Below are 10,315 nucleotides of genomic sequence, written 5' to 3' on the forward strand. Positions count from 1 at the left end.
GCCACCCCCGCGATGACGTCGTCGGCGCCGATCGCGCGCCGCAGGGCCGCCAGCTCCGCCCCGCCCGCGGAGGTGGCGAGCACGATGACCCACCCCCGGTCGGCCAGCGACCTGAGCAGGTCCCGCGCCCCGTCGAGCACGGGCAGCCGGTCGTGGAACGTGGCGTACAGCGCCGCGTGCGCGTCCTTGATCTCGGCGTCCTGGTCCACGTCGCGCTCGTCCCCGAGCAGATGGGCGATCAGATCGCCGGAACCGAGGCCGATCGCACGGTGGATCGCGGCCATCCGCACCGTGTGCCCGGCCTGGTGGAACGCTTCCCACCAGGCGGTCACGTGAAGGTAATTGGTATCGACGAGGGTCCCGTCGACATCGAACAGTGCCGCACGCGTCGCCATAGGTGTCCCCGCTCCTGTCCAGGTCGGCCCTTGCGGTTTCGAGCCATGTCCCGATCATGCCCTCGATACGGGGCTCAGGCGGGCGGCGCCCCGCCCCGTTCTGGTGAGCGGCACCCGGTCAGGCCTGTCCGGGCGGTTCCGGCGCCGGCGGCAGACGGAGGTGGGCCAGGTCGTCGGGCACCGGGCTGTCGGGGCGGAACAGCGGCGGCGCCTGCCCGTCCACCGCCGAGGCGGGCGCGTCGGTGAGCCGGAAACGGTCCCGCAGACGGCCGTAGAAGTCGGTGGGACCCAACCGGACCAGGCGCAGGCGGTACTCGGCCCCGTACACCCCGACCCAGTCCCCCGGCTCCAGCACCCCCTGGAGCTGACCGTCGATGCTGAGGGCCGCCTCCCCGGAGTGCGGCAGCACGCGCAGGGCGACCGGCTCGTCGGGCGCGGCCACGACCGTACGGCCGAACGTCATGTGGGGGGCCACCGGCGTGAAGACGACGGCGTCCATGTGCGGCGAGAGGACCGGGCCGCCGGCCGCGAAGCTGTACGCGGTCGAGCCGGTCGGCGTCGCCACGATGACGGCGTCCGCCGAGTACGACGCGAGGAGCCGGCCCGCGATGTAGACGCCCAGGCTGACCTGGCGGTCCCTGGCGAGCTTCTCCAGCACGACGTCGTTGATCGCGACGACGTCCAGCGCCATGCCCCAGCCCTCCTCCTCGGTGGTGTTGAGCCGGACGTCCGGCGGGGGCAGGGTGGGGCGGCGCCCGTAGCGCAGCAGCGCCTCCATCGCGGACGGGATCTCCAGGGCGCGCGAGGCGCGCATGGTGAGCGTCATCCGCTCCTCGTAGGTGGCGCGCCCGTCGTGCACCGCGTCGAGGGCCTGTGCGATCTGGTCGGCGGGAACCTCCGTGAGGAAGCCGACGCGCCCCAGGTCGACACCGAGCACCGCCGCGTCGCTCTTGGCCGCGATCCGCGCGCCGCGCAGGAACGTACCGTCGCCGCCGAGTGTCACCACCAGGTCGGGGTGGCCGGCCGCAGAAGCCTCCTCCTGCCCGCCGTGGCGCGGTTCGTCCGCCTTCCAGACGTCGATCTCCTTGCAGGGGACGTCGTGCGTGTGGCACCAGGCGTGCACGGTGTCCGCCGCTTCGACGGCCGTTTCACGGCCTTGGTGGACCACGAGACCGACACGATTCACCGTCATGCTCGCGCTCTCCGTACGTTCGGTTCCGGGATCCGGTCGCTCGGCGACTGCTCGACCGCTCAGCGAGTGCCTCAGCAGTCCAGCATCTCCGAATTGCGCGGGTCCGGCGCGCCGGACCGCCCATTCACCCGAATGGCGGATAGGACTTTCACCTGCGCCTTATGCGGTGAACACCGGGCGAGCGGCCTCCCACGGCGGTCCCCGGCCTCTCCCCGCGCCGCCACCGGTTGCCTCCGGTGGCGTACGGGGGCGCGATGGAGAGGTACGCGCGACTGCCCCGGAGGGGCCCGGCCCCACGGACGCGCAATTCCCCGAGCGAGGAGTGATCGCTGATGTCAGCCGACGGCGTGTTCAACAGCCCCAGTGAGCTGAGCGGCCTGACCGTGTACGGCAAAGAGGGCGACAAGATCGGCAATGTGGGCCAGGTCTATGTCGACGACGTCACGGGCCGGCCCGAATGGGTGACGGTGAAGACCGGCATGTTCGGGATGAAGGAGAGTCTCGTCCCGCTGTCCGGCGGTCGCCGGATGGGCGAGGACCTGCATGTCCCGCACACCAAGGAGACGGTCAAGGATGCCCCGCGCCTGGACGCGGACGAGCATCTGGATCCCGCGCAGGAGCGCGCGCTGTACGAGCACTACGGACTCTCCGGCGCCGGTATGGGGGCGGAGACCGGTACGGGCGCGGGGATGGGCACCGGGGACGCGACGGAGTCGGGGGCCAGGGCCGGCACGGACACGGCGGACATGACGAGCACGACGGACACGACGGACACGACAGCCACCGCCACGGGCACCGGTACCGCCGCCATGGGGACGACCTCGGGAGCCGCCGCGGCGGCCGACACCTCCGGCAGCCAGGCGTTCGACCCGGACAAGGCGCCCGCCGCCTCCGCCGACCTCCCCAACCCGGAGATGATCCGGTCGGAGGAGGAGCTGCACGTCGGCACCGTGGAACGTGAGGTGGGAACGGCGCGGCTGCGCAAGGTCGTGGTCACGGAGAACGTCACCACCTCCGTACCGATCAGCCATGAGGAGGTACGGGTCATCCACGAGCCGATCGACCCCGCCTCCGACGCGGCCTCGCGGCCCAACATCGCCGAGGCGGAGACCCGGGTGACGCTGCACGCCGAGCAGCCGGTCGTACGGAAGGAGACCGTCGCGGTGGAGCGGGTGCGCCTGGAGACCGAGAAGGTCACCGAGGAGCGGGAAGTGACCTCCGACGTCCGCAAGGAGCAGATCGAGTACGACTCCGGGCGGGACGACAAGGGGACGGACGGCCGGCGGGACCGCAAGGGCATGGGCGACGACCCGATGCGCTGACCCGGCGGGACAGACTTCTCTCCCCGCCTCTCTCCGCCGGCCGCGGCCCTGTGACCGGCGGAGAGAGGCGTCCCGGCGGCCCTGCCCCGGGGCCGGGGGCAAGTCGACGGGAGTGCGCGGCCCCAGGCGGGATAGATAATCAGTATGACCACTTACGTAGTGACGATCCCGGGGACGCTCCACGAGGAGCTGACCGACGACGCCAAGGCCGTCCTGCTCCGGGCCCTGCGGCCGGCGGATCCCCAGGGGACGGATTTCGGGGCGGCCGAGGATCTGGACCTGCTCTCCGTGGACACCGAGGAATCGCGCTTCACCCTCCGCATGGAGGTCAGGGCCGACGATTCCAACGGCGCGGAGGAGGAGGCCCGGCGCCTCGCGACCGGCGCGCTGGAGAAGGCGGGCTTCACCCTCGCGACCGCGCCCCTCGGGCAGCCCTTCATCACCGGCATCGACCGGGAGTGAGCGGCGCGAGGTGACCCGGGCCGCCCGGAGTGAGCGCCGGGAGGCGGCCCGGGCTGCCTCATCCACCTCATGATCTGCTTCGCCGTCCCCCCGCGCGGGAGCGCGGGAGGGGGTGGGGTATCGTGGACGACTGCGAAGGGGAGTAGCCCCGAAAACCTGTCGTCGACACACTGGAACCTCCGGGTTCCCGGTGGCAGGGCCCGTGGACCCACACGGGCGGGCGAGACCTTCGGTCAGGCACTGACGTATCCACGGACCTCGTGGGTGCACCGTCGTGCCGGGCCGAGTGGTCCTCCGGTTGCCTCAGGCACGTCGCGAAGATCCGGGCCCGGCCCCCAGAGAAAGCCACCCGGCATGCCACTCGACCCCCTGGCGATCCTCACCGCCTTCGGGCTGATCTTCCTCGCGGAGCTCCCCGACAAGACCATGTTCGCGTCCCTGGCGATGGGCACGCGCATGCGTCCGCTCTATGTCTGGTTCGGTACGTCGAGCGCCTTCATCGTGCATGTCGCCATCGCCGTCGGGGCGGGCAGCCTCATCGGGATGCTGCCCGACTGGATCGTCAAGCTGGTGTCCGCCGTGCTCTTCGCCTTCGGGGCGTTCGTGCTGCTGCGGAGCGGGGGCGGTGACGACGAGGACGAGGCGGACTCGAAGACCGTGACCGGCTTCTGGCCCGTCTACACGACCGCGTTCATGGCCGTGTTCATCAGCGAGTTCGGCGACCTCACCCAGATCACCACCGCCAACCTCGCGGCCACCAACGGCACATGGTCCACCGCCATCGGCTCCGCCGTCGCGCTGATGTCCGTCTCCGCCCTCGCCCTGATCGCCGGCCGTTTCATCGCGAAGCGTGTGCCGCTCAGGACGGTGCAGCGGATCGGCGGTGTGTGCATGCTGGGGCTGGCGCTCTGGTCGGTGATCGAGATCTTCGTGGGCTGACGCGCGGGAGCCCGGCTGAGGGGAGGGGGATCAACTCCCCCCTCCCCTCAGCCGTGTCAGGCGCGGCGCGGACCGAGAACGCAGAACTCGTTGCCCTCCGGGTCCGCGAGGACGACCCAGGGCTCCTCCCCCGTCTGACCGACGTCGGCGTGGCGCGCGCCGAGGGCCAGCAGCCGGGCGACCTCGGCGTCCCGGTCGACCGGGCGGAAGTCGAGATGCAGCCGGTTCTTGGCGCTCTTCGCCTGCGTGACCGGCGTGAACAGCAGGCCGGGCAGCCGGTCGGGGGCGGCGCGGATCTCGTACTCCTCGGGCGTGTCGTCCACCACGACCCAGCCGAGCGCCTCGGCCCACCAGCGGCCCAGCGCGACCGGATCCGCCGCGTCCACCACCAGCTGTTCCCACTCCAGATCCATGCGCGGGAGCCTACCCGTCCGCCCTTCTCCCACGCGGGGACACGAGGGGGCAGGGCGCGGGGCGAGCGGTGAGGCGTGGTTGCCCGGTGGGGCTCCTGCGTCAACAATGCTCATGACAACCGCATACATCGGTCACAGAGGGGACCCCCCACCATGAGAAAGCCTCTCCTCGGCGCGCTTCTCGCCGTCCTGCTCCTCGGAGCGGGAGCGGCACCCGCAACGGCCACCGGCCTGGACGCGGTCGCGCCGGCGAAGACTTCCCCCACCGCCCCGTCCGGCACCCGGGCCGGCGTCACGGCCCCCGGCGGGACAGATGTGGCCGTCAAGGCCGTGAGCTACGCCGGAACGGTCGCACTGAGCAACTGCTCGGGGTCCGTGGTCCGTACGCCGGGATCGCAGCCCAACGACTTCGCCCTGGTCCTGTCCAACGGCCACTGCATCGAGAGCGGCTTCCCGGCCGCCGGCCAGGTCATCGTCAACCAGCCGTCGACCCGCTCCTTCACCCTCCTGAACGCGGCCGGTACCGGCGTGGCGACCCTGCGGGCCAGCAAGATCGCGTACGCGACGATGACCGACACCGACGTGTCGCTGTACCAACTCACCAGCACGTACGCGCAGATACAGAGCCGGTACGCGATCACCGCGCTGGACCTGAACACGACGCGCCCGGTGCAGGGCACCGCCATCAAGGTCGTCTCCGGGTACTGGAAGCGCATCTACACCTGCAACGTGGACGGCTTCGCGTATCAGCTCAAGGAGGGGCAGTGGACCTGGAAGGACTCGGTCCGCTACACCTCGGCCTGCAACACGATCGGTGGCACGTCGGGCTCCCCCGTCATCGACAACACCACGGGCAAGGTCGTGGCCGTCAACAACACCGGTAACGAGAGCGGCGGGCGCTGCACGGACAACAACCCGTGCGAGGTGGACCAGAACGGCAACGTCACCGTGCGCCAGGGCATCAACTACGCCCAGGAGACCTACCAGATCGTGCCGTGCGTCGGCACGGGCACCACGATCAACCTGAGCCTCCCGGGCTGCGCCCTGCCCAAGCCGTGACCCGTCCGCCGTCGTTCGTCACGACGGGCCGGCCGGCGTAGCCACCCCGGTGGAAACGCCGGCCGGGCGGCGGCGCCCGTGGCCGAGCCCCTGAGCCTGCGGGCCGCCGGCCGGGCAACTACCGCCGGGGCACCAGCTCCGACATCACAGCCAGGGGCAGTGACGGGTTGGCCGCCGCCGCTTCCGCCGTCCGCGGGTCGGTGTCCGTCAGCAGCTCCTCGACGACGGGCGGCGGGAGCGCCGGGTGGCCGGCGGCCAGTGGCCCCGCGTCCCTGTCGGACAGGCACACGAGCAGAGCCGGAGCCGTCGCCCGGGGATGCCGCGCCACAGCGCGGAGCGCTTTCCGTACGGGCGGTTCGTGCCGGGTCAGGTCCGCCAGCAGCGCCGGTGTCGCGTCCGGGTTGGCCGCCACCGCGGCGACGACCCGGACTCCGTGCCGGTCGACCGTCGCCCGCAGCGTCGCGTCGGAGAGACCGGGGTGCGGGGCGACGGACTTGACCACTTTCGCGTCGGGGTCGGCGGCCAGCGTGTCACGGATCTCCGGCGGCAGATCGCGGCGTTGGGCCAGGAGCATCCGTACCTCCGGATTCGACGACCGCGCCAACTCCTCGACCTCGGGCGGAGAGGCAACGGCGACCCGCGGCAGGAGAGTCGGTCCGATCCTGGTCGTGCCGGCCAGGCGGCCGAGTACGTCGAGAGGGACGCGCGGGTTGCGTGCCAGCCCGCGCCGTACGTCGTGGTCGGGGTCCCCCGCCATGGCCCGGATCAGCGTGGCGCCGATCGCGGGATTCTCGGCCAGGTCGGCCCGTACACCGGGATCGCGGTCCGTGGCGAGTCGTTCAGACACCTCCGGCGGGAGGTCGGGACGAGCCGCGAGCAGCCGGCGAAGCCGGATCGAGGGATGGTCGGCGAAGGCGACGACGGCTTCCGTGGGGGTGGCCGGGTTCCGCAGCGCCAGCTGCCGGGTCTCGTCCACGGTGGAGTCGTGGGAACCGTCGCAGGACTCCCCCGGCAGCAGGTCGCAGTCGGGCCGCGGACACTCCGGAGGGTGGACGAACGGCGTCTCCTCCCGGTCGCACACCAGGCACCACCGGGCCGGCGGCAGTCTCCCGCCGGTGAGCAGCGCCGCCAACACGGCAGGCGGCGCCGCCTCGTTGGCCGCCACGGACCGGCGTACCTCGGCATGGGGGTGCCGGGCGAGGACGGCCGCCCTGTCCGGTGTCGTCCACACGGCCAGCTCCGCGACGACCCGTACGTCCGGGTCCGCGGCGAGTGTCTCCACCACGTCGGACGGGAGGCCGGCACAGGCCGCCAGTCGCTCCCGGTTCCGGACGAGTGGATCCCTCACGAGGACGCGAGCCCATTCCGGGTTGCCCGCCCGCCGGTCGAGCAGGGTCAGAGCGGCGTCCGGCTGTGTCGCGGGATCGATGTCAGCGGCGGTCAACCGGCCCTCGCGGGCGAGCTGTTGAGCGGTGTCCGGGTCCCGGGAGACCAGGGCGAGCGCCTGCTCGTGGGTGAGGTCCTCGCGACCGGCGAGTACCCCGGCGGTCGCCGCGTCCGCGTCCGCGATCAGCCGGTCCACCAGCTCCGAAGGCAGGGCCACGTTCGCGGCGAGTCCGTTCAGGACGTGATTCACAGAGGGAATCCTGCCCCGACCACGGGCGAACGGCTCCCGGTTTTCGGTCCGGGTGCCGTGCCACACGATGTACACGCGCACGCAACATTGGGCGGGAACAGGGGGAAATCGCCTCCGGTTGGACCGGGAGCGGGGTCGGTGCACCGGCTCCGGCAGGACGTCTGATCACGAAGCCCGGCCGCCGTTCTCTCCCCCGTTCGCTCCCCGTTCGTGTCTCCCTGGAAGCGGTGTACCTCCATGCCCGAGTCCGCCCCCCTTCATCTCGCGATAGCCCTCGACGGAGCCGGCTGGCACCCGGCCGCCTGGCGCGCGCCGGACGCCCGCGCCGGTGAACTGTTCACCCCGGCCTACTGGCTCGACCTGGTCCAGGAGGCCGAGCGCGGCCTGGTGGACTTCGTCACCATCGAGGACTCCGTCGGGGTCCAGCCCGCGCGGTACGACGCGTCCGACCCGGGGGAATCGCCGGGCCGGGTCCGCGGCCGCCTCGACGCGGTGCTCACCGCGGCCCGGGTCGCTCCCCTGACCCGCCACATCGGGCTGGTGCCCACGGTCACGGTCACCCACAGTGAGCCCTTCCACGCGTCGAAGGCGATCGCCACCCTCGACCACGTCAGCTCGGGCCGCGCGGGGCTGCGGGTCCAGCTCTCGGCCCGGCCCTACGAGGCCGCGCTCTTCGGCCGCCGTACGTCCACGCTCCGGTTCGAGGACCGCGAGGAACCGGCCGCGGTCGCGCTGGTCGCGGATCTGCTCGACGAGGCCGCCGACTACGTGGAGGTGGTCCGCAGGCTGTGGGACAGCTGGGAGGACGACGCGGTGATCCGCGACGCCGCCACCGGCCGGTTCGTCGACCGTGACCGGCTGCACTACATCGACTTCTCCGGCAAGTGGTTCAGCGTCAAGGGGCCCTCCATCACCCCGCGTCCGCCGCAGGGCCAGCCGCTCGTCACCGCCCTCGCGCACGCCACCCTGCCCTACCGCTTCGCCGCGCGCTCCGCCGACGTCGTGTACGTGACACCGTCCGACGCCGACCAGGCGCGGAGCGTCGTGAGTGAGGTCCGCGCCGAGCAGGACACCGCGGGGCGGGCCGGGGAGCCGCTGCACGTCTTCGGCGACCTCGTGGTGTTCCTGGACGAGACGGAGGCGGCGGCCGTCGCGCGCAAGGAGCGGCTGGACGAACTGGCCGGTGAGGCCTTCGTGTCCGACGCGTCGGTGTTCACCGGCACCCCGGCCGGGCTCGCGGACCGGCTGCTGGAGTGGCGGGCGGCCGGGCTCTCCGGCTTCCGGCTGCGGCCCGGGGCCGTACCGCACGATCTGCTCGCCCTCACCCGCGGGCTCGTTCCCGCGTTGCAGCAACGGGGGGCGTTCCGCCGGGAGTACGAGGCCGGCACCCTGCGCGGCCTGCTCGGGCTCGGCAGGCCCGCCAACCGGTACGCGACCACGACCGCCACCAGCGCCTCCGCGACCGTCACCGCCTGACCACGCGCCGACCCCCGAGCATCGAGGACGTGAGATGAGCAAGCCCGACAAGCCCCTCAAGCAGATCCACCTCGCCGCGCATTTCCCCGGCGTCAACAACACCACGGTCTGGGCCGACCCCGACGCGGGCAGCCAGATCGACTTCAGCTCCTTCGTGCACCTGGCGAGGACGGCGGAGCGCGCCAAGTTCGACTTCCTCTTCCTCGCGGAAGGGCTCAGGCTCCGCGAACAGAACGGCCTCATCTACGACTTGGACGTCGTCGGCCGCCCCGACACCTTCACCGTGCTGAGCGCGCTGGCCGCCGTCACCGACCGGCTCGGACTGGCCGGGACGATCAACTCGACGTTCAACGAGCCCTACGAGGTGGCCCGGCAGTTCGCCAGCCTCGACCACCTGTCGGGCGGGCGCGCCGCCTGGAACGTGGTCACGTCGTGGGACGCGTTCACCGGTGAGAACTTCCGGCGCGGGGGCTTCCTGCCGCAGGACGCCCGGTACGCACGCGCCAAGGAGTTCCTGGCGGCGGCGAAGGTGCTGTTCGGCTCCTGGCGCGGCGACGAGATCGTGGCGGACAAGGAGTCGGGCGTCTATGTCGGTGACCCGCTGGCCGGGCAGTTCGACCACCACAGCGAACAGTTCGACATCACCGGACGGTTCAACGTGCCGCGCAGCCCGCAGGGGCGCCCGGTGATCTTCCAGGCCGGGGACTCGGAGGCGGGGCGGGAGTTCGCGGCGGCCGACGCCGACGCCATCTTCACCCGGCACGGCACGCTGGAGGCGGGCCAGGAGTTCTACGCGGACGTCAAGGGCAGGCTGGCGCGCCACGGCCGCTCCCGCGACGAGCTGAAGATCCTGCCGGGGGTCACGTTCGTCCTCGGCGACAGCCCGGCGGACGCCGAGGAGAAGGCCGCGCTGGTCCGTCGTCAGCAGGTCAGCGGACAGACCGCGATCAAGCTCCTGGAGCAGGTGTGGAACCGCGACCTGAGCGCGTACGACCCCGACGGGCCGCTGCCCGACGTCGATCCGGACCCGGGTGAGCACACCGTCGCCCAGGGGCGGGCCAGCGTACGGCAGCACGGCGACCCGCTCGCCGTCGCGCGCCGGTACCGGGAGATCGCGGAGGCGAAGAAGCTGTCGATCCGCGATCTGATCATCGAGGTCTCCAGCCGGCAGTCCTTCATCGGCACCCCGGAGACCGTCGCCACCGCGATCAACGAATTCGTGCAGTCCGACGGGAGCGACGGGTTCATCCTCGTGCCGCACCTGACACCGGGCGGCCTGGACACCTTCGCCGACCAGGTCGTACCGCTGCTCCAGGAGTGGGGCGTGCACCGCACGGAGTACGAAGGCACCACGCTGCGCGAGCACTTGGGGCTGTCACCCGACCACTTCTAGCGGGCGCGCGGTACTCCGGGACGGAAGC

The 10,315-nt window shown here is 72.0% G+C and carries 10 protein-coding genes; 6 read left to right on the forward strand and 4 right to left on the reverse strand.

Annotated elements, in window-relative coordinates; genetic code table 11:
• Both GT042_RS09590 and GT042_RS09595 read right to left on the reverse strand, forming a co-directional pair.
• The coding region (locus tag GT042_RS09590; protein WP_161308284.1) for an HAD family hydrolase at window positions 1-395 on the reverse strand (395 nt) is incomplete at its 3' end.
• Between the two features lie 118 nt (window positions 396-513).
• On the reverse strand, window positions 514-1,587 hold the full coding sequence (locus tag GT042_RS09595; protein WP_161308285.1) for an NAD(+)/NADH kinase: 1,074 nt from the start codon (window positions 1,585-1,587) through the stop codon (window positions 514-516).
• A gap of 332 nt (window positions 1,588-1,919) precedes the next feature.
• On the opposite strand from GT042_RS09595, the gene GT042_RS09600 reads away from it, so the two are divergent.
• The 3 genes from GT042_RS09600 (at window position 1,920) to GT042_RS09610 (ending at window position 4,310) form a co-directional block, all read left to right on the forward strand.
• Window positions 1,920-2,909, forward strand: coding sequence for a PRC and DUF2382 domain-containing protein (locus GT042_RS09600; RefSeq protein WP_237530638.1), 990 nt, complete (start codon window positions 1,920-1,922; stop codon window positions 2,907-2,909).
• Between the two features lie 144 nt (window positions 2,910-3,053).
• A complete protein-coding gene (locus GT042_RS09605) occupies window positions 3,054-3,371 on the forward strand; it encodes a hypothetical protein (protein WP_161308286.1) in 318 nt (105 codons plus the stop codon).
• A 354-nt stretch (window positions 3,372-3,725) separates the two neighbouring features.
• Window positions 3,726-4,310, forward strand: a complete 585-nt coding sequence (locus GT042_RS09610; RefSeq protein ID WP_161308287.1) for a TMEM165/GDT1 family protein — start codon at window positions 3,726-3,728, stop codon at window positions 4,308-4,310.
• A gap of 56 nt (window positions 4,311-4,366) precedes the next feature.
• Here GT042_RS09610 and GT042_RS09615 read toward each other — a convergent pair whose 3' ends face one another.
• Window positions 4,367-4,723 (reverse strand): VOC family protein, encoded by a 357-nt coding sequence (locus GT042_RS09615; RefSeq protein ID WP_161308288.1) that lies wholly within the window; start codon window positions 4,721-4,723, stop codon window positions 4,367-4,369.
• 153 nt (window positions 4,724-4,876) lie between these two features.
• Between GT042_RS09615 and GT042_RS09620 the strand changes: the two genes are divergently transcribed.
• Entirely contained in the window at window positions 4,877-5,782 is a 906-nt protein-coding gene (locus tag GT042_RS09620; RefSeq protein ID WP_161308289.1) for a serine protease, read from the forward strand.
• 118 nt (window positions 5,783-5,900) lie between these two features.
• On the opposite strand, the gene GT042_RS09625 is transcribed toward GT042_RS09620, so the two are convergent.
• Window positions 5,901-7,418: a hypothetical protein gene (locus GT042_RS09625; protein WP_161308290.1), complete on the reverse strand. Its 1,518-nt coding sequence runs from the start codon at window positions 7,416-7,418 to the stop codon at window positions 5,901-5,903.
• Window positions 7,419-7,655: 237 nt separating this feature from the next.
• Between GT042_RS09625 and GT042_RS09630 the strand changes: the two genes are divergently transcribed.
• The gene (locus tag GT042_RS09630) at window positions 7,656-8,894 is read left to right on the forward strand and encodes an LLM class flavin-dependent oxidoreductase (RefSeq protein ID WP_161308291.1); all 1,239 of its coding nucleotides are present in this window, start codon (window positions 7,656-7,658) and stop codon (window positions 8,892-8,894) included.
• Between the two features lie 34 nt (window positions 8,895-8,928).
• On the forward strand, window positions 8,929-10,287 hold the full coding sequence (locus tag GT042_RS09635) for an NtaA/DmoA family FMN-dependent monooxygenase (RefSeq protein ID WP_161308292.1): 1,359 nt from the start codon (window positions 8,929-8,931) through the stop codon (window positions 10,285-10,287).
• The last annotated feature ends 28 nt before the right edge of the window (window positions 10,288-10,315 follow it).

It is taken from the genome of Streptomyces sp. SID3212, assembly GCF_009865405.1.
GTDB lineage: Bacteria > Actinomycetota > Actinomycetes > Streptomycetales > Streptomycetaceae > Streptomyces.

Coding starts and splice junctions, on each gene's coding strand:
- GT042_RS09630 (WP_161308291.1), top strand. CDS start 7,656: ATGCCCGAGTCCGCCCCCCTTCATCTCGCGATAGCCCTCGACGGAGCC.
- GT042_RS09620 (WP_161308289.1), top strand. CDS start 4,877: ATGAGAAAGCCTCTCCTCGGCGCGCTTCTCGCCGTCCTGCTCCTCGGA.
- GT042_RS09610 (WP_161308287.1), top strand. CDS start 3,726: ATGCCACTCGACCCCCTGGCGATCCTCACCGCCTTCGGGCTGATCTTC.
- GT042_RS09595 (WP_161308285.1), bottom strand. CDS start 1,587: ATGACGGTGAATCGTGTCGGTCTCGTGGTCCACCAAGGCCGTGAAACG.
- GT042_RS09600 (WP_237530638.1), top strand. CDS start 1,920: ATGTCAGCCGACGGCGTGTTCAACAGCCCCAGTGAGCTGAGCGGCCTG.
- GT042_RS09635 (WP_161308292.1), top strand. CDS start 8,929: ATGAGCAAGCCCGACAAGCCCCTCAAGCAGATCCACCTCGCCGCGCAT.
- GT042_RS09615 (WP_161308288.1), bottom strand. CDS start 4,723: ATGGATCTGGAGTGGGAACAGCTGGTGGTGGACGCGGCGGATCCGGTC.
- GT042_RS09605 (WP_161308286.1), top strand. CDS start 3,054: ATGACCACTTACGTAGTGACGATCCCGGGGACGCTCCACGAGGAGCTG.